The organism is Cetobacterium sp. 2G large (assembly GCF_014250655.1).
GTDB classification, from domain to species: domain Bacteria; phylum Fusobacteriota; class Fusobacteriia; order Fusobacteriales; family Fusobacteriaceae; genus Cetobacterium_A; species Cetobacterium_A somerae.
This window is the reverse complement of record NZ_JACHTH010000003.1, coordinates 77343-98422: the sequence shown is the minus strand read 5'-3', so window position 1 is coordinate 98422 and position 21080 is coordinate 77343. Positions and strand designations below refer to the sequence as shown.

Here is a 21080-nt window from a genome sequence, read left to right as displayed (position 1 = left end):
ATAGCATATTAAATAAAAATAGAAAACCCTCTAAATTGATTAGAGGGTTATAAAAAAAGTGTTATTTTTTAAAGTATTGAGAGAATAGAATTTTGTCTTCTCCCACAGCACTATCGTGCTTTATAACAATGTATATATCATCAATTGAACTGTCTGTTCCTAGGTTTTTTAAGATATCTTGTGCAACTTGATCAAAGTTTAATTTAGGAGTTGTAAGACTTTCAATCTCTACTTCGATATTCATACTGTTATTAACAATTGTAACATCATAATCAGCTTTTTTAATAACAGAAGCCATTCTAACTTTTAAATGATCCTCAATACGATCTTCTAAAACATCATTAGGTGAATCCTTTGCAAAAGATAGTGCTGAAACTATAGTCATTAAAAGTAATAATTTTTTCATAGGTAATCTCCTTTGTTAATATATTTTATATCTTATATTAACCTAGGAATATCTCTTTTATATCCCCTTTTTTAAAACTATGAAAAATCTAACACCAAGATCACTATTTTCAACTCCATAGTTAAAGCCATGAGCATCTAAAATCTCAGAGGATATATATAATCCAAGACCTCTATCACCACTATTAGATGAGAAAAATTTATTCCAAACTTTATCTAAATTATTCTCTAAAATATGTGGTCCATCATTTTCTAAAAATAAAACTACTTCACCATTACACTCTTCAATATAGATTTTTATCTCACTTTTAGCATACTCTAAAGCATTTTTTAAAATATTTAATATAACCTGCTCAAGTTTCTCTCTATCACCATAGATTAACATGTTTTTCAGATGAGAGATATCAATATTTATATGTCCACTTTCAGTTTCTAAAATCTTTAATGATAGTTCAATTAAAGATATTAAACTAAATGTTTTTTTATTTAAAATCATCTCACTTTGAGAGTGACGATTTTCCTCTAAAAGTGTGTTAGCCATTTTTAAAATTCTTTTACTTTCACTGTTTATAATTGCAATCTCCTCAGTGTGCTCATCCTCTAAAAGCATATCACTAAACCCAATAATAGCTGAGAGAGGAGTTTTAACTTCATGCATAAAGAGTTTTATACTTTCTTCTAACTTTATTTGAGCTTCCTTATTTCTAGATACTTTTCCTTTATATAGCTCAATTATATTTTCAAGTTTTTCACTCATTTTAAAAATATCTTTATAAAGAGTTCCAATCTCATCTTTACTTTTATAATCAATCTCCTTTATAAAGTTAAGATTAGCTATTTTTTCACTAACTTTAGAAAGATTAACAATGGGATTCACTATAATTTTTTCTAAAACTATTCCTATAAGCATCGTTAAAAGAATGATAATAATAGCTTTCATATAAAAATATAGCTTTAAAGATGGAAAGATATCTTTGATATTTTCAAAAGAGTAGAAGATAACAACCTTATAACCATTTCGATTAAGGGTAATAAGTTGAAACTCATCATCTCCATCTACATCTTTATACTTTTTTTTCTGAGGATTTAATACATCAATAGTTAAAAGAGATTCTAAAAAATCATCTCCTAAGCTAGATTGAGTGTAAGGAGTATTAACCTCTTCAACCCTACCATCTATATTATAGATATTTTTAGAACGATAACTAAATTTGTAATCTTTAAAAACATCATTATTTTTAATTAAAGTTGTAGGAAGATAGTAGTTATCTAAAACTTTAATAGCAGTTATCTCAACTAAATCTCTATTTTCAATTTTTAGAGGAGTATTTGAGTAAAGGTTATCTAAAAAGGCATCAAGTAGCACAAAGGCATCTCCAGTTTTAGTTTTAACCTTTATATAGTAAAAGTTTTCAAGATTTACAATTTTATCATCTTTATATATCATAACTAAAGCATTTTGAGTTTTTTCATAGTTTTTAAGTTTATCATAATCAACTTGATCACCATTTATAAAATCTATCTTTTCAAGTTGAAGAACCTTACTGTATCTAAAGTATTTTTCAAAATAAAGATTTCCAAAGAATCCCTCTAAAAATAGAAAAATTAACAGTACTAAAGATAGAATTAAAATTAGTTTATTTCTTAATTTCATATTAAACCTCAAACTTATAGCCAAGAGCTTTAACAGTTTTAATAAATCTGTTAGATTCTCCAAGTCTATCACGGAGTTTTGCTATGTGTTTATCAACAACTCGATCATTTCCATAGAAGTCATAGCCCCAAATAGCATCTAAAATCTGCTCTCTAGTTTTTATAACCCCTTTATTTTCCTCTAAATAAAACAGTAGCTCACGCTCTTTAGTTGGAAGGTGTATCTCCTTTTCATGAATGAAAACACCACGGCTAGATTTGAAAAGAGTTAGCTCATCATAATGCACTGGCTTTGATGATTTTTGCTCAAATCTTTTAACCATAGAAAGAAGTAGTGCTTTTGAAAAAGGCTTAGTCAAATAACCATCAGCACCATTTTCATAAGCAAGAACTTGACTACGTTCATCTGAAAGAGCTGTTATAAAAACAACAGGTACTTCAGAAAAAATTCGTAAATTTTTAATAAATTCCATTCCATCCATTTTAGGCATCATTATGTCTAAAAGTATAAGGGAGTACTTAGTTTCTCCACTTATCTTTTCAAGGGCAATCTCTCCATTTTCAGCTTCATCTACAGAGAAACCCTCTTTTTCTAAAATTTTTCTAGTGAGTTTTCGCAAACTCTCAGTATCTTCAACAATTAGTATCATTTTTCCTCTTCATCTCCCGAAGCTTTAAATACTTTACACTTGTGTAAAGAGCGCTAAAAGTTGAAAGAGCTAGTCCTTCAACACCATCTAAAAATCCAAATCTAAAAATATACATTCTAAGGAATTTAAATATAGGATTTAAAACTATATTAAAAAGTCCTGCACTTTTATTTTTATTAAAAGCAACAATAGCTCCTTCGCTAGTATATCTATTGAATTTATGAAGATAATCATAGTAATCTTCATACGTGTAGTGATCTATTCTGTGGTGAAGTTTTCCAATTTCATCACCAGTTAAAAACTGTTCGTGTACAGCATCTAAAGAGTAGTGACCACTAGTTTTTTTAAATAGTCTAACTCTAGAGCTTCCACTCCATCCACCAAAACGGATACGTTTTCCAAAACATACAGAGTTAAATGGAATCTCATAGACATAATAATCACCATGTTCCATAACCTCTTTAATCTCTTTTGCCAACTCAGGTGTAATAACCTCATCAGCATCTATAAGTAGTATCCAATCCTTAGTACATCTTTCAATAACATTGTTCTTTTGCATCCCATATCCAGGCCAAGATATCTGCTCCACCTTAGCTCCAAAAGACTGTGCTATCTCAACAGTACCATCTGTACTAAAGCTATCTACAACAACAATCTCGTCTGCCAACCCTTGAACTGCTTTTAAAGTTCTTTCTAATCTTAATTCTTCATTAAACGTTATTAGCCCCACTGACAACATCTAAAAATCCCTCCTGTTTCCCTTGTACCTACGAAAGCACTTGATAAATTTTTCCTAATAAGTAGTTTCTACAAATTAATAGGTTAAGTTTAAACTTTAAAGGTGAAAACACTCTAAGTTCAACTCTTTTAATATTTTCTAAATCCAGTTTTAAACCATTAGTTCCCTTACGAGTAGTTACAAATCCTGCAATTCCAGCACTTTTTAAAATAGCTATAAACTCAGGTGATTTGTGTCCCCAAGGCCAACAGAAAAAGTTTGGTTTGTATCCTGTATGTTCCTCAATAAGGGAGATATTTTTATTTAGATCATTTAAAACTCTAGTTTTAGCCTCATCTAATGTTTCAAAAATTAGATCTTTATGTAACTCACTATTTATAAAATCCTGAATAAGTTTCTTATTTCCTTTTTCTTCAGTTGATAGATTTTCATAGAAGTTTTTGAATTTTTCAGCAGCTTCTAAAGGAACAATAACTCCTGTGCTAGAGAACTCCCCTCTTTTTCCAAAAATAGGGAATCCAATTTGAGCGTTACCACCATAAAGGTGTTGAATATCTCTATCTAAAAGGTCGTTACTATCTGCAACTCTATCAAAAGAGGTATTTACAAAAATAGGCATATGTCTGTGAGAGTGTAGTTGGATATCGAAAATTCCAGAACCACTCATCTCTTCAATCTCTTTCCAGCTTAAATATTTAAAAGCTCTATTTTCCTCATTTTCCACATAAGCGGTATTAAGATATAGAGTTGCTTTCATCTTATATTTTTTAAGCAGTGGAAAAGCGTGCCTATAGTTATCATAATAACCATCGTCAAAAGTTAAAGCCACACTATTTTTAGGTAATTTTCCATGCTTATCAAGAGATTCTAACATCTCTCTATTTGTTAAAGTTTTCATATTTAAAAACCATATATTTTTTAGGTGCTCCTCAAACCAATCTGTGGGAACTCCAGATTCTCCAATGTGATGATATAAAAACCAGGGGTTTCCCTTTTTGTTGTAGTACACACATGCTATTAAAAAAGCATACATAAAAAATGACATATTAACCTCCTAGAATAACAGAATTTTTTATATTACATTGAAAAAGTATATCATATTTTTTACAATTCTGCATCTCTTTAGGTTCAAATAAGGGGGAAAGAAAAATTATGAGGTAGAATAAAAATTTTATTTTTATTTAAAAAATGTATTCAAGACACACTTTTTATTGTATAATAATGTGATATAAATACATTTTTTGAAAAGGAGTGGAGATATGGAAAGAAAAATAAAAACCAATCTTATAAATTGGAAGAGTAGTAATAATCGTAAACCTTTAATTATAGATGGAGCTAGACAAGTTGGGAAAACATATATAGCTTTATCTTTTGGAAAAGAGTTTTATAAAAATAGTGTTTACTTTAATTTTGAAAATTCCACTGAACTTCAAAAAATTTTTGATAAAGATTTAGAACCTGAAAGAATAATAAAAGAGCTTGCAATATTTGTAGGACAAACAATTTTAAAAGAGGATACCTTAATAATTTTTGATGAAATTCAAGCTTGTGAAAGAGCTTTAACATCACTAAAATACTTCTGTGAAAATGAACCTAATTATCATATAATAGCAGCAGGAAGTTTATTAGGAGTTGCTTTAAATAGAGAAAAATATTCATTTCCAGTGGGAAAAGTAGATATGATAAAAATGTTTCCATTAGACTTTGAAGAGTTTTTATGGGCTTTAAATAGAAAGGACTTATCTGAAGCTATAAAAGATCACTATGAAAGCAATGAGATGTTTAATCTTCATGAAATAGCAATGGATTACTATAAAAAATATTTGGTTATTGGAGGAATGCCTAGAGTTATCTTAGATTACTTAGAAACAGATGACTTTAACTTTGTTTTGGCATCTCAAAAAACAATAAATGATTCCTATATAGCTGATATGGCAAAATATGCTACTCCAATGGAGACAATAAAAATTTTAAATGCGTTTAATACAATTCCTAGTCAATTAGCTAAGGAAAATAAAAAATTTCAATATAAACTTATAAAAACAGGAGCTAGAGCTCATGAATATGAAGTACCAATAGAATGGTTAATTTCATCTGGTATAGTTAATAGATGTACTAAGATTACTGAAGGAAAACTTCCATTAAAAGCTTATTCTGAACCATCATCTTTTAAATTATATTTAGGAGATACAGGATTATTATGTTCAAAGTTAGAGATTCCAGCTAATCTTATAATAAGTGGAAATAGTAAGTTTAATGAATTTAGAGGAGCTTTAACAGAAAACTATGTTTGTGTTGCTTTATCATCAAACAACTATAGCTTATACTATTTAGAAAGAAATCAAAATATGGAGATAGATTTTGTAATTCAAGATAAAGAGGGAAATATTATTCCTATTGAAGTTAAAGCTAGTGAAAATGTAAGGGCAAACAGTTTAAATAGTTTTATAAAAAAATATAATCCAGCATATTCTATAAGAGTTTCTGGTAAAAATTTTGGATTTGAAAATAATATAAAAAGTGTTCCTTTATACGCAGCATTTTGTATATAATTGGATAAAAATATCCAAGTAAAAAGCCCACAGAAACTCTGTGGGCTCTTTACTATTTAGGGGGTACTTAAAATTTATAACCAATACCTAATGCTAGGTAGTTGTTATCTCTTTTTCCAAACTCTTTTCCAATTTCAAAAGTGATTTTGAAATCTTTAATCTCAGTAGATACTCCAGTATTTAACACTAAATTTGCCTTCTCTAAAGAGTCACTATTTAGTTTATAATTAACTTTATCTCCTAAAAGAGACATACCTTGTTTTTTATTCAGATCTCCTAATTCGTATGAATAGATAGCATTTGAGTAGATATCTACAAATTCAAAGTTTTTACCAACTTTAAATCCAACACTTGGTAATACAGAGAAATAGTTTTCCTCTTTAACAGTTAACCCTAAATCACCAGCATTTTTCTCAGAGAACTTTTCATATTTTCCATATCCTAAGTTTAACCCAAGAGTAGGTTTAATATATAATGAATCTCCGTAAACTCTACTAATTTCACCATTAGCTCCTAAAGTATATGAGTTATACTTTCCTTTAGCTTTTTTATCAAAGCTATCAATCTCTCTATTTGTTTCATGGAAGTTATACTCTCCATTTAATCCAAGTTTAATATCAAACTCATTTAAAAGTAGTTTTTTATAGATTCCAGTATGGATAGATTGAATAGACCCTTTAGAACCCTCATTATGTTTAACACTGCTATTCTCATAACCAATTGTTGCATATATATCATTTTCAAATCTCTTTGTTCCTACAAACCCCTCTGATGTAGTTTTATATCCAGAGATATCCCCCTTATCTTTAACTGATGATTTATCTCCAAAGAAGTTAAAGTTATAACTATATTCATTTAAGTTATCTATAAGCTTACCATCCTCTTTTATAAATCTATCTTGAATATCAAAAATCTGTCTAGGAAGGTTAGCGTAAATCTCTCCAGATAAATCTTTTACAACTTTTTTAATCTCATTAACATTGTCAGATTTTAAAATTTTATCTACAACTAACTTTTCATCCTTAGATAGTTCCATTCCTTCAACATCTAAGTAGCTATCTAAAGAGTTAGTTAAAGAGCTAAACTCTGTACTTTCATAACTTTCTTCAATAGTAGTTTCATTTCTATAAACAACCATATCTACATTTTTACTCTCATTAAGCTCTAGCTTAGAGTTATAAAACATAGAAACAGCCTTTGAATCTGTACTTCTAGCTAACTCAATTTTTGGAGCAGAGAATACATCTTTATAGATAATCTCTTTTTTGTTATCCTCTATTAAATCTTTAGATGCTACAACATCTCCATCTATTTTTAAACTTCTTTTTGATCTAACTCTAGAAACATCTCCAGAAGCCTCTTTTCCAACAATAAATTTACCTTTATCCTCAGTTTTTATCTCAATACCATCTTCACCAAGTATTTTACCTTTGTTAACATAAGTACCATTATCAGAAGCCCAAATAGCAATTTTATATGGGTTTGAATCACTAAATATAATCTCTCCTTCGTTAACAATAGTACTAGTTTCATATTTATCAGAGTTTACTCCAACGTTTCCAGCATACATACCAATAGATTCACCATTTAAAAATATTTTACCTTTATTTATAACTTTACTTCCATTTGTAGCACTCATAGCAAAAGCATTTTTACCATCTATTTTAATAGTACCTGTTGTTTCATTTATTCCAACAGCACCTTCAGTTACACTAATTCCATGTGAATACGGTCCTGTAACATCAATCGTACCTTCATTTATAACTTTGATATTTTCACCTGAAGCTCTCATACCATTACTATCTTCACCGTTAGTTTTAATAGTTCCCTTATTGACAAGAGTTATATTTTTACCATTGGCAACCATACCAGCACTATGTCTTCCACTTACATTTATATTTCCATTATTCAAAAGGTTATCCATTACCGTAGAATCTTTTGGAGTAGTTATACTCATACCTTGGATATACATAGATGATACAGCAGTTGGATTTAAAAGATGAAAATTATTGTAATGGATATCTATATCTCCATTGTTAATTAAAGTTGCTTTTTCTTCAACATCATCTTTTTTCATGTATTTAATAGCTTCCATACCAATAAGGCTAGTAAAGTATAAGCCCTCTTTATTTTCAATACCATTTAATACAATTTCTCCATCATTTGTAGCATTAATCTCTTCTCCGTGATATGAACGATTAGACATTGCACTAATGGCAGAACCAGTTCCTTTTAAGGTCCCAATGTTGTGTAATCTTCCTCCGTAGATTCCCTCCATTAATTTCATATCCGTGTTAGGGTCTGTTTGAGTACCATTTATAGTTCCGTGATTAACTCCAAGAGAGTTTTTTCCCACAGATAATACTCCAGTGGCATATTTAGAATTTATATTAATAGTTCCATTAATTTCATTTGTTGCCATTTTCCCATCAAGAGCTACAACACCAACCTCTCCTTCATTATCAAGAGAGATAGTTTTATCATTTTTAGTTGGTGGTTCTGGCATTGGAGGATGTTCTTCATTGTCACTTTCTTTTGAAGAGGGTACAATTGCGGGAAGCTCTGGTTTAGCAATGTTCGTTGTAGGTGCAGGTGAAAAACTACTACCACCGCCACCTCCTCCACTTCCACATGCTGTTACTAATGCAGAAAGAATTCCGATAAATAGATATTTTTTATTGTATATTTTCATTTTTAATTTTCCTCCAAATTTTTAGAATTTATATGTAGCACCAATGGATACTACATAACTACTATTTTTAATACCTGATAGATTTTTAATACCACTGATTTTTTCTCCATCTTCAGTTGTGAAATCAGTAGTAGACTTTTTCTTATGGAAATACTTTGAGTATTCTAAAGTACCGTTTATATCGATAGATTGAGTTAATGGGTATGTAGCCACAAGTTTAACTCCTAGATTTTTAACATCCTTATATTTTTCATTAGATTCCATAGGTCCTCTTTCAAGGTGTTTATCGTTAGCTTTAGCTTTTCCATAGAGACTACCTTTAACTTCTAAATCTAAAACTAGTTTTCCATAAGTGTAAGTAGCTCCATAACCAATATATGGTGTGAAAAATTTCTGAGAGTACTCAATACTTTTTTTAGAGTAATCATCCTTATATATAGTAGTAGAACCATCTAACATATAGTTATATTGATTTCCACCTTTAGCATAAAACTTAAAATAATCATATTTAAAACCTAACATAGGTCCAGATTTTAAGTTTTCAGTGTGAGCAAACCAGTATTTGATATTTGTATCAAACATTAAAAGATCTTCTACATAGTTTTTATTGTCACTGAAGTTTGAGAGCTTACCATAATCATTAGAGGTAGCTCCATCTTCAGTATCTTCAGATGAGTACCAGTCATAATCTTTCATAGATCCACTTGATGTAGAGTTGAAATTTTTCTTTAATCCCATCTGAAACTCTATATTATTAAATGTATGTGTGTAACCAAGTATAAAAACAGGAACATTTTTAATTTTCCAATCTAAGTAACTAATTTTTTCACCAGTTTCTGGGACGTATACATACTCCCCAGCTTTGCCATTAACAGTTCCCAAAGAAAAATTAAAAGCATTAGATGTTTGTGCAAAAATTCCAGTAGAGGTAGCAGTAAGCAGAATTAAAAAATTTCGTTTTAACATAAAAAACCTCCTAAGTCTTATAAATTTATTTTCTAAAAACATTTTAGTATACAGAATGCAAAAATTATTTTTTATAACATGAATTCTTAAAAAAAATACATGAAAAAACAAAAAAAATTTAATTTGGAAAAAGGTTGGAATATTATAATGTTAAAATTAAGGTTGAGATGTGTTATAATTAAAATAAAATGCAAATATATGAGGGGAAAAAATGATCCGTAAATTAAATAGGATAGTTCAGGATTTTCTAAGACCAATAAGGCTAAATATAGGTAGAAAACTTTGGGATAGAAAAGATGAAAAGCATCCAGAGTTACTAAAAAACAGTAGAGTAGATATGAGTAGAGTAAAGTCTATTCTTTTTTTACGTTATGATGGGAAAATAGGGGATATGGTAATAAATACTCTTATGTTTAGGGAGATACAAAAGAGATATCCAGATATTAAAATAGGGGTAGTAAGTAGAGGTGCAGCTACAGATATTATAAAATTCAACCCCCATGTGAGTGTGATTTATAACTATAAAAAAGGAAAAGAGAGTGAATTAGCTACTGAAATAGCTAAGGAAAACTATGATGTATTAGTTGACTTTTCTGAGATGTTAAGAGTCAATCAGATGAAATTTATAAATCAGTGTAAGGCGAAAGTAAATATAGGATTAGATAAAAGTGATTGGAATCTTTTTGATATAAGTTATGAAAAAAATTATAGGCAACATATAACAGATATGTATAAAAATATTCTAGGTATTTTTAATATAGAAAATCCAGATCTGAGTTATGAGATACATACAGGAATAGTTGTAAAGGATGAGCTTAAAAGAAGATTACGTGAACTTGGAAACCCTGAGAGCTTTGTAGTTTTAAATCCATATGCAGCTAGTAAACATAGAAGCTTTAATAAAGAGAAGATTTTAGAGATAAGTTGTAAAGTCTTAAAAGAGAGTAAAAGTATGCTGATCTTTATTGGTGAATCTAGTAAAAAAAGTGAGATAGAAGAGATTATAGATGTTTTAGGTGATAGAGATAGAGTTAAATATCCAACTCTTTCTGGAATATTAGAAGTAGTAGAACTAATAAGACATGCTGATTATGTAATAACTCCAGATACTTCAATTGTACATATTGGTGTAGCAGAAAAACTTCCAATGACAGCAGTTTATAGACTTGATACAGGAGATAATAACTCGGTAGTTTGGGGACCAAACTCACCGTTAGTTAAGCAGGTATTTTCAACTGATGTACCAGCAACTGGAGAGGAAGCAGATATAAACAAGTTTGATGTGAAGGAGATAGGGGTATGAAAAAAAAGATAGCTATATATAATGGTCAACTATATATGGGTGGAATAGAGAGAGTTCTAATAAACTATTTAGAAAAATTAAGTAAAGAGTCAGAGTTAGATATAACCTTAATTATAAAGCAAAATATACCTGAGGATAATGTTTTTTTACCAGAAGTTCCAAAAAATATAAAGATTGTTTATGTTAAATCTGAAGAAATGTGTAGAAGAACTGATCAGTTAAGAAAAGATAAGAAAAATATAATTTCAAGACTTCAATATCAATGGGCACTTTTTTATGAAAGAATTGTAATGAAGCAATGGGTAAAATCGTTTTTTGAAGAAAATAGATTTGATGTTGTAATAGATTTTGATATGAGTTTAATGAAATATTTAGATTGTATAAAAGCTCCAATAGTAGGGTGGTTACACTATACATTAAAAGGAAGAAAGACTAAAAAAATAGACTTATATAGAAAGACTTTTAAAAATTACAGAAATATTGTAGTAATATGTGATGATATGAAAAAAGAGTTAGAAGAAATATTTCCAGAGTATGCTGAAAAGACTGTAAGAATCTATAATCCAATGGATTTTGATATAATAAAAGCTAAAGCAGAAGACTATTCAGACATTACTTTAGAAGATGAAAAGTTTTTAAAAGAGGATTTTTTTATAGCTGTTTCAAGATTAGTAGGGGTAAAAAATAGGGTTGGATTAGTTGAAATATATGGGGAGCTTAAGAAAAAAGGAATTAAAGAAAAACTTTATATATTAGGAGAGGGTGAGGATAGGACTAATATAGAAAGAAAAATAAAAGAGCTTAATTTAGAAGATGATGTAGTACTTCTAGGTCAAAAGAAAAATCCATTTCCATATATGAAAGCAGCAAAAATGTTTTTACATACTTCAATGGGCGAGGGATTACCAACTGTTTTTATAGAAGCAATGTTATGTGATACAATTGTTGTAGCCTATGATTGTCCTACTGGGCCAAGAGAGATTTTGGAAGATGGTAAAGCTGGAGGTTTAATACCATTAGGAGATCAAAAAACTTTTGAGAAAATTGTTGTAAATATATTAAATGATAAAAATTTAGAGGACTCAATAAAGAGTGAGATGTATAAAAAAATGGATGAATTTACTTATGAATATATAAGAAAAGATTTGTTTAAATTGTTTTAAATATATAAAAGGGAGAGGGATTATGGTTAGGGGATTAGCTATAAAGTTAATAGGTAAAAAAAAGAGAAAAGAGATTAAAAAAGAGAATATTAAAAGAATAATTATAGATGGGGGAAGGATAGGGGATATTGTTGTAAAAACTCCTATGCTTGAAGCATTAGCAAAATTAAATAGTGATGTAAAAATTGATATTAGTATAGTTAAAGGTGCAAGAGATTTAGTAGAAAATATACCTTATATAAATGAAATTATAGAGGATCAAAGTAAACCAACTAGAAATAAAATTATAAAGGGGTATAGAGAATTAAAGGGAGCTTTAAAAAATAGAAAAAAATATGATTTATACTTTGATTTTACAAATAATAATAGATTTATTCACACTTTAGCTTTAAAACTTATGGCACCAAAATATCTAATTGGAAGATATAGATTAGAAAAGTTTGGTATAAAAAAGGATGAGCTAACACTCTTTGATAGCTATATAGATGTAAAAGATGATGCTCATGCGGTTGATATAAATATGGATTATTTAAAGCCTTTAGGATTACATAAAGAAAATAAAAAATATAAATTATACTTAGGTGAAAATGAAACAAAGTATAAAAATTATTTTGAAAATCATAAGATAAATATTATTGTTAACCATAAAGCAAGTTCAGAACCAAGAAGCTTAACATTAGAACAATTGGAGGAATTAAGTTTAAAGCTAATTAAATTAAATAAAGATATTGTTGTGTATTTAATTAGTATTCCAAGCGAATATGAAATTTTAAAAGATTTGGTAGATAAAATAGATGAAAAAAATATTAAATTACTTCCAAAAACAAATGGAATTGGAGCAGCAGCAGGATTATTAAAATATAGCGATATGTTGGTAAGTGTAGATACAGGTATAATACATGTGGCATCAGCATATAATATACCAATTGTCGGAATATATCCTTTAACAGAGAATAGTGCAAAGCTTTTTGAACCTAAAACTGAAAGATATGAAATTGTAAGGGGTACAAAAAATGGATATACAATAGAAGGTGTATCTTTAGAAAAAGTTGCAGAAAATGTAAAAAAAATTTTAGAAGAGAGAATTTATGATAAGAGATGTGTTGTATAAAGAGTTTAAAATATATTATAAAGATGAAGAGAGCAGAAGGTTAGCGGAAATAGTTTTAGATAAAAACTATAAAGTTATTGAAGAATATAAAAATACTGAAAGAAACTATGTAGCAAAAATAGAGATAGGTGGGAGATTTTATGTTTTAAAATCTCCAAAGGCTGAAACGATTATACCTCAAAGAAAGATACAAACAGCTTTTAAAAAAGGAGAGGGATTGACAAGCTTTATAAATATAAATTTAGCGAAAGAGATGGGGCTTGACTTCTTTATAGAACCATTAGCTGTAATGGTTAAAAGAGGTCTTTTTCTAAAAGAAAGCTTTATACTCATGAAGTATGTCTCTGGAGAAGCTATAAAAACTATAGAAGATATAGATATAATTATGGATATGGTAGAAAAAATTCATGAAAAAGGTATTTATCATGGAGATTTGAATACATCAAACTTTATAAAAACTGCAGATGGTATAAAAATTATAGATACTCAAGCTAAAAGAGAGAACTTTTGGCACTTTAAAAGAGGATATGACATATTAACAATGAAAAATGATCGTTTGACAATAGAGTTAAATTATGAAGTAGAAAAAAGATATAAAGTAAAAAGAGATATTGGATATCTGTTAGCATATACTATAAAAAACTTTAAAAAGCTTCCAATTGTTGAAAAAATAAGAGGTCTAAAAGTTAAATTAAGAAATAAGGGGTGGAAGATATAAGTTATGAAAAAAAGATTTGTTCATATATGCGAAGAATTTGAATACACTTGGATAGGTAAAGACAATGGTATGTTTCCGATATATGCCCATGAAGTATTAGGCTATGAAAGTAAGATAATAACTTGTAACTTAAAAAATGACTTACCAGATGAAGTTAGAGGGATTGAGATTGTTAAAATCCCTAGGTGGTTTAAAAAAGTTAAAAATTTTCTTCCTTTTATAATTCACTTAAAAAGGATACCTTTATATAGATATATTTGTAAAAACGCTAAAGATATAGATATATTAATGTTATTTCATATAACAAAATGTAGTTATTGGAGAGCATATTTTTATAAGAAGTTTAATCCAGCTGGAAAAGTTTATATAAAGGCTGATTTTAATTTAGATGACTATAAAAAAGAGATTGCTAGAACAGAGATGAAGCCAAAAAATATAAGAGAGTTTTTTAGAAAAAGTAGAGAAACAAAAGAATACGCCAAAAGAAAAAAGTTAGTTCAAATAGCTGATTTAATTAGTTATGAAACGGAATATGCATATGAAGTTATGAAAGACTCTTATGCAGGAGTTTCAACTAAAGGAAAAACAATGTATCTAGCAAATGGATATGACGATTTATTAATTGAACAAAAATATAAAATTAAAAAATATGAAGAGAAAGAAAATATATTTTTAACAGTAGGAAGATTGGGGACTTTTCAAAAAAATACAGAGTTTTTATTGAAAACTTTAGAAACTTTAGATTTAAAAGATTGGAAGTTTTATTTTGTTGGATCTATTGAAAAAGATTTTAATAAAGAAATCGACATATTTTTTGAAAAATATCCAGAAAAAAAAGAAAAAGTTATCTTTACTGGAGAGATAAAAGATAGAGATATACTATATGATTATTTTAATAGATCAAAGGTTTTTGTTTTACCATCTAGATGGGAAAGTTTTGGAATAGTTATGGTAGAAGCTCTAGCTTTTAATAACTATATATTAACATCAAATACAGCAGCAGCAGAGGATATAACAAATAAGCAAGAGGTTGGACAGATATTTTCAATAGACAAAACAGATGAATTGGAAAAAATGATGTTAGAGGTAATAGGCGGAAAAATAGATTTAAAAAATAAAGAGGAACAGATATTAAAGCAAAAAAATAGATTCAAATATAGTCAATTAATAAAAAAGATAAAAGATATAGGGTAGGATTCTATGAAAAAGATATTATTTTGTATAAATTCATTGACAGTTGGTGGTGCAGAAAAGGTTTTAGTTCAAGTTGTTAAGATGCTATCAAAAAATAAAGAGTTTGAAATTGAGGTTTTGACAATGAAAGAGACTAAAAATTTTTTAGTGGACGAAATAGAAAAAGTTGCAAACTATGATTTTATTTTATCAAATGAAGAACTAAAAAAAGGATTTAAAATTGTTAATTCTTTAAAGAAAAAATATAGAATTGAAAAAAAAATAAAAGAGTTTGATATAGTAATAGATTTCTTAGATGGAGATTTTTATAGATATTTAAAAAATATTAATAAGAAAAAAATAGTGTGGTTACACTCTTCATATAGTTCCCTTTTAAAAAGAAAAAGAGATATAGCTAAAAAAATAAGAGGGTATGATAAAATTATCACAATATGTGAAGAGATGAAAGAGGAACTATTAGAAATAGAAAAAGATTTAGATAAATCTAAAGTAGTAAATATATATAATCCTTTTGATTTTAATGAGATTTTAGAAAAGTCAAATGTAGAGTTTTTACCTGAAGAGTTAGAGGATAGTAAAAGAAGGTACTTTGTGACAGTTTGTAGATTAAAAGAGGATGAAAAGGATGTAGAAACACTGCTTAAAGCCTATAGTAAATATAAAGGTAAAGAATACTTATATATAATTGGAGATGGCCCAGATAAAGAGAAATTAGAAAAATTATCAGAAGAGCTATGTTTAACTGAAAAAGTAAAATTTTTAGGAATGAAAAAAAATCCATATAATTGGGTAAAAAATTCAGAAGCTTTTATATTATCCTCTAAATTAGAGGGATTTGGTTTGGTTTTAATAGAAGCTTTAACTTTAAATAAAAAAGTGATTTCAAGTAGTTGTAAAACTGGGCCTAAAGAGATTTTAAATAATGGTGAGTTTGGAATGTTATTTGAAGTTGGAAATGAAAAAGAACTGTTAAAAAAAATAGAAAATGTAGATAAATTAGATTTAAATTTGGAAAAATTGAGTAAGCATTTAGAAAAATTTGAAGAAGAAAAAATAAAATTAAAAGTGGAGAGTTTACTAAAAAATGAATAGCATATTAAAAAAAATAACATTAGATAATATAATTTCAATTGTAGGCATAGTTTATTTATTTCTTCTTTTTAGAAGAGGGGGAGATAGCAAGTATTTATTTTCAATTTTATTAGTTATATTATCTGTATTTTATTTATTTAAAAATAGATTTGAAATGATAAAAAAGTATAAATATATGTATATTTCAGGATTTTTTTATTTAATATTTCTTGGGATTATATTTAAAATTTCTGTAAATAAAGAAAATGAAAGAATAGAAGACTTGTTAGGGATGACTCTGTATTCTGTGCTCTTTTTTTTAAGCACTATAAATATCAGCTTAGATTTGAAAAAATATAAAAAAATTATTCCAATAATAACACTATTTTCCTTAGATGCTTTATACAGAGGAATAATGGATATCTATATTAATTGGAATCACCTAAGTTGGTATAGAATAAGCGGAAAAACTTATACTACAATATATGCAGGTGAAATAGGAATTTATGTTGTAATTGGTATAATCTCAATATTTATATATAAAAATATATATTTAAAAATAGGATATACAGTATACGCAGCTATTTCTATTTTTGTTTTATTTTATACAAAATCAAGGAATAGTATGTTAATGATTCCATTAGCTCTAGCTTTAACATATTTTATAAAAAATATTAAAAAGGGAAGTATAGTAATATTTTTAACACTATTATGTTCCATATTGATAATAAAAAATGCAGATAAAATAGAAGGTTTAGAGAGATTATCAACAATATCAACAATAAAAAAAATAGAAGAAGATGCAAGGGTTGATATATTTAAAAAAGGGATAAAAAATGGGATTGACAACATTTTTATAGGAGAGGGATTTTATAAATATAAAGAAGGTACATTAAAAGTGATTAGAAATGCAGAAGAATTACATCCACACTACCACAATATATTTATAGAAACTTTTGCAACACAGGGCATATTAGTTTTAATATCTTATATATTGTTTTTATTTTCGTTTTTTTATTATATAATTAAGGACTATATTTTTGAAAAATCTAGTAAAATAAAAGAAGTAAAGTTATTAGTTATAGGAGTAACAATATTTACTCTTCTTTATGGTTTGGCTGAACCTATATTTTATTTCACAAAACTTTACATGGTTTTATTTACAATAATGACAGTTGGGTTTATTCAAGTTAAAGAAGAAGAAAAGCTAGAGTCAGATTAAGACTCTAGCTTTTCTTTCAACTCCTGGTAATAAATATCAACTAAATCTTGATTATATTTTTGACATTCATTTAAGAATTTTCCTAAAATCTCTTCTTTAGATGGACTAGCTATTTTGTAATAATCTACATAGTAATTGAGTTTCCCCTTTAAAACTCTATGAACCTTTAATTCGTCGTTATTAACAATGTTATAACGAAAGCTCCATTTTCCACTTGCAGCTTTAACTAAACAAGCATTTACACTATTACAAAATCCTCCTTTAAACTCAAGATTAGCCATTTCATAGAGATTTTTAAACTCATCAATAGTTAGATCAGGTTTAACTCTAAGTAGATTAACAATTGTAGTATCATCTAGAATTTCTTTTAAATAGGTTCTTATAGAAAGATTATTAGTTAGTATAGTTTCTTTTTTATTATCTTCTTTTTCTATAATATCTTTATAATTACTAGTATTATTATGTGATGTATTTTCCATGCTAGGAGTTTCCACCACTGGAATATCCAGTGATGGAGTTAGCATGCTAGGAGAATCCACAGTGGGAAAAGTGGACAAGTGTAGCTGCGGGGTAGTTGCAACACTTCTAAAAGGTTCGGTAGTCTTATTTAGAAGTTCCTTGTCATCAGAAAAATAATATATATTTTTAAGTTCACCTCTACGAACAAAGGCAATCTCTTTTTTATGGCGATACATATATCCAAGTTCAATCATACAATTTATAAGTCTTAGCAGCTTATCTTTTCCAATGGTAAGTTCATACGATAGGTGATTTATGTTGATAACCCAGTTTGGTGGTTTATTAAGAAGATAGGTTCCTAACCCTAGTAACTCTAAGTTTAAATTCTTATCTTGTATAAACTTATTATAAATCACTGTATAGTTACTCTTATGTTGATTTTTTATTATAAAATCCATAAATACCTCTCTTTTGTAGTTTTATAATTTTATTAAAGTTAATAAAGTTCTCATACAAATAAATTTTTTTAATCCTACTTTAATAGATGATTTCATTAAAAAAAGTTTGTTGTTTAAAGGTGTAGAAAATGTAGATGGTATTAATTTTTTGAAAGTATTATATTCGGGATAAAAACCGAAAGTTGAAAAACTTTTTAAAAGATTTTTTTCGCAAGGGGGAGTAAAGTTTAAAATTAAACTATCAACATGAATAAGATGAGTATTACTAGTAAACGTAGAATATATACAGTTTCTTTTTAAATACCTGCGAATTGTTTTAATAGACACATTAGATATAATAGAAAGATTTTTAATAGGAATAACATACTTATATCTTTTTTTTATTTTGTTATAGAATTTCAAAAAAGGATATCTTCTACTTAAAGTCATTGCACACCTCTAAAAATCTCTTATATTGAGAAAGTATTAGAGGAGCAAAACAAGAGGTTTTAACAGAGATTCTATTTCCTATTATTAAAAAGGGAAACTCACCTGATGTTATAGAGTTTTCATATTTATAAGGTTTTATTTTAAAAATTTTTGAAACATAGTATTTAGGAATCATAGTTCTATAGTTTTTATTTAGAATTTTTTCTAAAACTTTAATTTGTTGTTCTTTATTTTTACATCTAGTTAAAATAGAATAGTTATTTTTTAAGATATCTTCAATTGCAGGAAACTTATGAGACATTAAACTCCTCCTTTAATAAGTTTTTTAGCACTAGATAGTTTTATAGCATAGTAACCTCCGATTTTGAAACTATCAACTTTGTTACTTTTAATCATTCTATAAACTGTTTTTTTTGAAATAAGGAGAGCATTAGAGAGTTCTGTAACTGTAATTAAACCATTTTTACCATTTAAATGTTCTTTAATAAACCTTTTTTCCATAAATTCCTCCAGTTTTTTTATTTTGTTAGTATATTTGTACTATTTTAATTGAAAAAAATCAATATCTAGGCGTAATATTTATAAAAGTAAGTGGACAAAAAAATACTAAAAATATAGTAAAGTAAGTGGACAAACGCACTAAAAAATTTTTTTTGTTTATGTTATCATAAAATCATCTCGAGATAAGTGTGAAAAATAAAAAATAAAAATCGCAGGAGGTAATTATGAGTATGACAGTAGCAGGAGCAAAAATAGCGTTAGAAGGAGTTATAGCAAAAACAGAGAAGAGTATTGAAAGAGAAGTTAGTTATTTAAAGGAATTAGCAGATGATAAGGCAACACTTTCTCACATTGAGCAGTTACAAGCTGATGGAGAACCATTACCAGCAGAAAATCCATATGGATCATATTCAGAGTGGAGAGATCAAGTTGAAAAAGAGATAAAAACAGGACAAAACTCACTTGATAGAATAGAGATTGAAAAAGCTGAGCTAATGGCATTTAACTACTTCATGGAAAATGCACCAGAGGCGTAGGCCTATGATAAAAACTATAAAAATAATTTATACTGTTTTAACTCTCATAGGAATGTTAGTAACAGGAAATAATACCCTCGTTTTAAGAAGTGTAGGTAGCAAAATTGAGAGAATGACTATCCCCCAAGTTACATCTCATTCACAAATAAATATAAATTAAAATTAAAGGTCTAGATGTTTTCTAGACCTTGTCTTATTATAAAAAAAAGCATTTTAAATATATACACTTTTGAAGAAAATATAAAAAAAATTAAAAAAACTTCTACTTTTTTTCACATTAAAAAAGTGATATAATAACATGGATAAAAAATATATAGGGGGATAGAATGAGCAAGGAGTTAAGAGTAATGGAACCAAAACAATATGATGATGAGATTGATCTTTATGAATTAATTGAGATACTAGTGAGACATAAATGGAGTATAGTAATAACTACAATACTTTGTATTATCTTATCACTAGGAGCAGCCCTTTATGTACGTAGTAATACACCAAATTACCTGATAAAGAGCATTCTTATACAACAAGATGATTATGGATTAAAAGGCGTAAACAGGATAAATGTTGATACTATTCTGCTTCAAGATAGAAATGTTGAGAGAATTTTAGAAATAGAACCTATAAAAAAAGAGTATTTAACAAGAGTTTCAAAAAATATGCAAAATATGGCATCAGAGAGAAAATTTTTACAAGACATAATAACAGTATCTAAAAATGAAAAAAATCTAGAAGAGGTATCAGTAAAAACAGAGATAATAGTTGATGAAAACAGTAGTAGAGATGTTATAAATAGATATATAGATATTTTAAGAGAACAGGATAATCTATCTGATATTGTAGAAAAAGAGAAAAAGCTAAAAAGTGATTCATTAGAAAAAACTAAAATAGAGATTGAAAATATTCAAAATGAGATTTTAGACATTTTTAAAAATGATGGTGATTTAAGAGCTTTAAAACCAGAAGAGAAAATGAACTATATAGCTTCTAAATATCCAGAATTAAATTTAAGAAAAAGTGAGCAGGAAAGATATTATAACACTTATGTTAATGAATTAGTAAGACTTGGTTCATTAAATGATAGAATAGATGTTATTAAAGAAACTACAGATATATATTTTTTAAAAGGTCAAAGTAAAGCTAAACTTATTTTAACAGTTGGAATAGTGATAGGACTGTTTTTAGGAGTGATGGTAGCGTTTTTAAAAGAGTTTATAGATGGATATAAAAAAAGATATAAAAAATAACAGGGGGAATAAAG

The 21080-nt window shown here is 27.6% G+C and carries 22 protein-coding genes; 11 read left to right on the top strand and 11 right to left on the bottom strand.

Going from position 1 to position 21080, the window contains the following annotated elements; all coding sequences use genetic code 11:
* Window positions 1-61 precede the first annotated feature (61 nt).
* The 5 genes from H5J23_RS01750 to H5J23_RS01730 are packed head-to-tail and all read right to left on the bottom strand — an operon-like array spanning window position 62 to window position 4492.
* The gene (locus tag H5J23_RS01750) at window positions 62-406 is read right to left on the bottom strand and encodes a hypothetical protein (protein ID WP_185890710.1); all 345 of its coding nucleotides are present in this window, start codon (window positions 404-406) and stop codon (window positions 62-64) included.
* A 57-nt stretch (window positions 407-463) separates the two neighbouring features.
* Window positions 464-2059 (bottom strand): HAMP domain-containing sensor histidine kinase, encoded by a 1596-nt coding sequence (locus H5J23_RS01745; RefSeq protein ID WP_185890708.1) that lies wholly within the window; start codon window positions 2057-2059, stop codon window positions 464-466.
* 1 nt (window position 2060) lies between these two features.
* The gene (locus tag H5J23_RS01740; RefSeq protein WP_185890706.1) at window positions 2061-2708 is read right to left on the bottom strand and encodes a response regulator transcription factor; all 648 of its coding nucleotides are present in this window, start codon (window positions 2706-2708) and stop codon (window positions 2061-2063) included.
* On the bottom strand, window positions 2692-3447 hold the full coding sequence (locus H5J23_RS01735; protein ID WP_185890705.1) for a glycosyltransferase family 2 protein: 756 nt from the start codon (window positions 3445-3447) through the stop codon (window positions 2692-2694). Before H5J23_RS01735 ends, H5J23_RS01740 begins: the two co-directional genes overlap by 17 nt.
* 28 nt (window positions 3448-3475) lie before the next feature.
* Window positions 3476-4492, bottom strand: coding sequence for a polysaccharide deacetylase family protein (locus H5J23_RS01730; RefSeq protein WP_185890703.1), 1017 nt, complete (start codon window positions 4490-4492; stop codon window positions 3476-3478).
* A gap of 214 nt (window positions 4493-4706) precedes the next feature.
* Between H5J23_RS01730 and H5J23_RS01725 the strand changes: the two genes are divergently transcribed.
* Window positions 4707-5999, top strand: a complete 1293-nt coding sequence (locus H5J23_RS01725; RefSeq protein ID WP_185890701.1) for an ATP-binding protein — start codon at window positions 4707-4709, stop codon at window positions 5997-5999.
* 67 nt (window positions 6000-6066) lie between these two features.
* On the opposite strand, the gene H5J23_RS01720 is transcribed toward H5J23_RS01725, so the two are convergent.
* Together H5J23_RS01720 and H5J23_RS01715 are read right to left on the bottom strand one after the other, a co-directional pair.
* Window positions 6067-8691 carry an autotransporter outer membrane beta-barrel domain-containing protein gene (locus tag H5J23_RS01720; RefSeq protein WP_185890699.1) on the bottom strand — a complete coding sequence of 875 codons (2625 nt, stop codon included), beginning with the start codon at window positions 8689-8691 and terminating at the stop codon, window positions 6067-6069.
* Window positions 8692-8712: 21 nt separating this feature from the next.
* Window positions 8713-9657, bottom strand: coding sequence for an omptin family outer membrane protease (locus tag H5J23_RS01715; RefSeq protein WP_185890697.1), 945 nt, complete (start codon window positions 9655-9657; stop codon window positions 8713-8715).
* Between the two features lie 211 nt (window positions 9658-9868).
* Between H5J23_RS01715 and H5J23_RS01710 the strand changes: the two genes are divergently transcribed.
* From H5J23_RS01710 to H5J23_RS01680, 7 genes are read left to right on the top strand one after another with little or no spacing between them, the layout of a single operon-like run.
* Complete coding sequence (locus H5J23_RS01710; protein ID WP_185890695.1) at window positions 9869-10960, top strand: glycosyltransferase family 9 protein; 1092 nt, start codon at window positions 9869-9871, stop codon at window positions 10958-10960.
* Window positions 10957-12123 (top strand): glycosyltransferase, encoded by a 1167-nt coding sequence (locus tag H5J23_RS01705; RefSeq protein ID WP_185890694.1) that lies wholly within the window; start codon window positions 10957-10959, stop codon window positions 12121-12123. The genes H5J23_RS01710 and H5J23_RS01705 overlap by 4 nt, the downstream gene beginning before the upstream one ends.
* A 22-nt stretch (window positions 12124-12145) precedes the next feature.
* On the top strand, window positions 12146-13234 hold the full coding sequence (locus tag H5J23_RS01700) for a glycosyltransferase family 9 protein (protein ID WP_185890692.1): 1089 nt from the start codon (window positions 12146-12148) through the stop codon (window positions 13232-13234).
* The gene (locus H5J23_RS01695) at window positions 13212-13952 is read left to right on the top strand and encodes a lipopolysaccharide core heptose(II) kinase RfaY (protein ID WP_185890690.1); all 741 of its coding nucleotides are present in this window, start codon (window positions 13212-13214) and stop codon (window positions 13950-13952) included. The genes H5J23_RS01700 and H5J23_RS01695 overlap by 23 nt, the downstream gene beginning before the upstream one ends.
* Before the next feature lie 3 nt (window positions 13953-13955).
* A complete protein-coding gene (locus tag H5J23_RS01690; RefSeq protein ID WP_185890688.1) occupies window positions 13956-15146 on the top strand; it encodes a glycosyltransferase in 1191 nt (396 codons plus the stop codon).
* Window positions 15147-15152: 6 nt separating this feature from the next.
* Window positions 15153-16238 (top strand): glycosyltransferase, encoded by a 1086-nt coding sequence (locus H5J23_RS01685; protein WP_185890687.1) that lies wholly within the window; start codon window positions 15153-15155, stop codon window positions 16236-16238.
* Complete coding sequence (locus tag H5J23_RS01680) at window positions 16231-17439, top strand: O-antigen ligase (protein WP_185890685.1); 1209 nt, start codon at window positions 16231-16233, stop codon at window positions 17437-17439. The genes H5J23_RS01685 and H5J23_RS01680 overlap by 8 nt, the downstream gene beginning before the upstream one ends.
* On the opposite strand, the gene H5J23_RS01675 is transcribed toward H5J23_RS01680, so the two are convergent.
* The 4 genes from H5J23_RS01675 to H5J23_RS01660 are packed head-to-tail and all read right to left on the bottom strand — an operon-like array spanning window position 17436 to window position 19286.
* Window positions 17436-18356, bottom strand: coding sequence for a hypothetical protein (locus tag H5J23_RS01675; RefSeq protein ID WP_185890683.1), 921 nt, complete (start codon window positions 18354-18356; stop codon window positions 17436-17438). The two genes, H5J23_RS01680 and H5J23_RS01675, sit on opposite strands and share 4 nt — an antisense overlap.
* A gap of 21 nt (window positions 18357-18377) precedes the next feature.
* Window positions 18378-18785 carry a hypothetical protein gene (locus tag H5J23_RS01670; RefSeq protein WP_185890681.1) on the bottom strand — a complete coding sequence of 136 codons (408 nt, stop codon included), beginning with the start codon at window positions 18783-18785 and terminating at the stop codon, window positions 18378-18380.
* Complete coding sequence (locus H5J23_RS01665; protein WP_185890679.1) at window positions 18772-19086, bottom strand: hypothetical protein; 315 nt, start codon at window positions 19084-19086, stop codon at window positions 18772-18774. Before H5J23_RS01665 ends, H5J23_RS01670 begins: the two co-directional genes overlap by 14 nt.
* The gene (locus H5J23_RS01660; RefSeq protein ID WP_185890677.1) at window positions 19086-19286 is read right to left on the bottom strand and encodes a helix-turn-helix domain-containing protein; all 201 of its coding nucleotides are present in this window, start codon (window positions 19284-19286) and stop codon (window positions 19086-19088) included. The genes H5J23_RS01665 and H5J23_RS01660 overlap by 1 nt, the downstream gene beginning before the upstream one ends.
* A 224-nt stretch (window positions 19287-19510) precedes the next feature.
* Here H5J23_RS01660 and H5J23_RS01655 point away from each other — a divergent pair, with 224 nt between their 5' ends.
* The 3 genes from H5J23_RS01655 (at window position 19511) to H5J23_RS01645 (ending at window position 21066) form a co-directional block, all read left to right on the top strand.
* The gene (locus H5J23_RS01655; RefSeq protein WP_185890675.1) at window positions 19511-19822 is read left to right on the top strand and encodes a hypothetical protein; all 312 of its coding nucleotides are present in this window, start codon (window positions 19511-19513) and stop codon (window positions 19820-19822) included.
* 4 nt (window positions 19823-19826) lie between these two features.
* A complete protein-coding gene (locus tag H5J23_RS01650) occupies window positions 19827-19982 on the top strand; it encodes a hypothetical protein (protein ID WP_185890673.1) in 156 nt (51 codons plus the stop codon).
* 166 nt (window positions 19983-20148) lie between these two features.
* Entirely contained in the window at window positions 20149-21066 is a 918-nt protein-coding gene (locus H5J23_RS01645) for a Wzz/FepE/Etk N-terminal domain-containing protein (protein ID WP_185890671.1), read from the top strand.
* Window positions 21067-21080: the final 14 nt, after the last annotated feature.

Bases quoted from the DNA above. Each gene is read 5' to 3' on its own strand.
- H5J23_RS01665 (WP_185890679.1), bottom strand. From the start codon at position 19,086: ATGTCTCATAAGTTTCCTGCAATTGAAGATATCTTAAAAAATAACTAT.
- H5J23_RS01720 (WP_185890699.1), bottom strand. From the start codon at position 8,691: ATGAAAATATACAATAAAAAATATCTATTTATCGGAATTCTTTCTGCA.
- H5J23_RS01710 (WP_185890695.1), top strand. From the start codon at position 9,869: ATGATCCGTAAATTAAATAGGATAGTTCAGGATTTTCTAAGACCAATA.
- H5J23_RS01650 (WP_185890673.1), top strand. From the start codon at position 19,827: ATGATAAAAACTATAAAAATAATTTATACTGTTTTAACTCTCATAGGA.
- H5J23_RS01685 (WP_185890687.1), top strand. From the start codon at position 15,153: ATGAAAAAGATATTATTTTGTATAAATTCATTGACAGTTGGTGGTGCA.
- H5J23_RS01725 (WP_185890701.1), top strand. From the start codon at position 4,707: ATGGAAAGAAAAATAAAAACCAATCTTATAAATTGGAAGAGTAGTAAT.
- H5J23_RS01745 (WP_185890708.1), bottom strand. From the start codon at position 2,059: ATGAAATTAAGAAATAAACTAATTTTAATTCTATCTTTAGTACTGTTA.
- H5J23_RS01735 (WP_185890705.1), bottom strand. From the start codon at position 3,447: ATGTTGTCAGTGGGGCTAATAACGTTTAATGAAGAATTAAGATTAGAA.
- H5J23_RS01730 (WP_185890703.1), bottom strand. From the start codon at position 4,492: ATGTCATTTTTTATGTATGCTTTTTTAATAGCATGTGTGTACTACAAC.
- H5J23_RS01680 (WP_185890685.1), top strand. From the start codon at position 16,231: ATGAATAGCATATTAAAAAAAATAACATTAGATAATATAATTTCAATT.
- H5J23_RS01700 (WP_185890692.1), top strand. From the start codon at position 12,146: ATGGTTAGGGGATTAGCTATAAAGTTAATAGGTAAAAAAAAGAGAAAA.
- H5J23_RS01695 (WP_185890690.1), top strand. From the start codon at position 13,212: ATGATAAGAGATGTGTTGTATAAAGAGTTTAAAATATATTATAAAGAT.
- H5J23_RS01670 (WP_185890681.1), bottom strand. From the start codon at position 18,785: ATGACTTTAAGTAGAAGATATCCTTTTTTGAAATTCTATAACAAAATA.
- H5J23_RS01690 (WP_185890688.1), top strand. From the start codon at position 13,956: ATGAAAAAAAGATTTGTTCATATATGCGAAGAATTTGAATACACTTGG.
- H5J23_RS01715 (WP_185890697.1), bottom strand. From the start codon at position 9,657: ATGTTAAAACGAAATTTTTTAATTCTGCTTACTGCTACCTCTACTGGA.
- H5J23_RS01675 (WP_185890683.1), bottom strand. From the start codon at position 18,356: ATGGATTTTATAATAAAAAATCAACATAAGAGTAACTATACAGTGATT.
- H5J23_RS01750 (WP_185890710.1), bottom strand. From the start codon at position 406: ATGAAAAAATTATTACTTTTAATGACTATAGTTTCAGCACTATCTTTT.
- H5J23_RS01655 (WP_185890675.1), top strand. From the start codon at position 19,511: ATGAGTATGACAGTAGCAGGAGCAAAAATAGCGTTAGAAGGAGTTATA.
- H5J23_RS01740 (WP_185890706.1), bottom strand. From the start codon at position 2,708: ATGATACTAATTGTTGAAGATACTGAGAGTTTGCGAAAACTCACTAGA.
- H5J23_RS01705 (WP_185890694.1), top strand. From the start codon at position 10,957: ATGAAAAAAAAGATAGCTATATATAATGGTCAACTATATATGGGTGGA.
- H5J23_RS01645 (WP_185890671.1), top strand. From the start codon at position 20,149: ATGAGCAAGGAGTTAAGAGTAATGGAACCAAAACAATATGATGATGAG.
- H5J23_RS01660 (WP_185890677.1), bottom strand. From the start codon at position 19,286: ATGGAAAAAAGGTTTATTAAAGAACATTTAAATGGTAAAAATGGTTTA.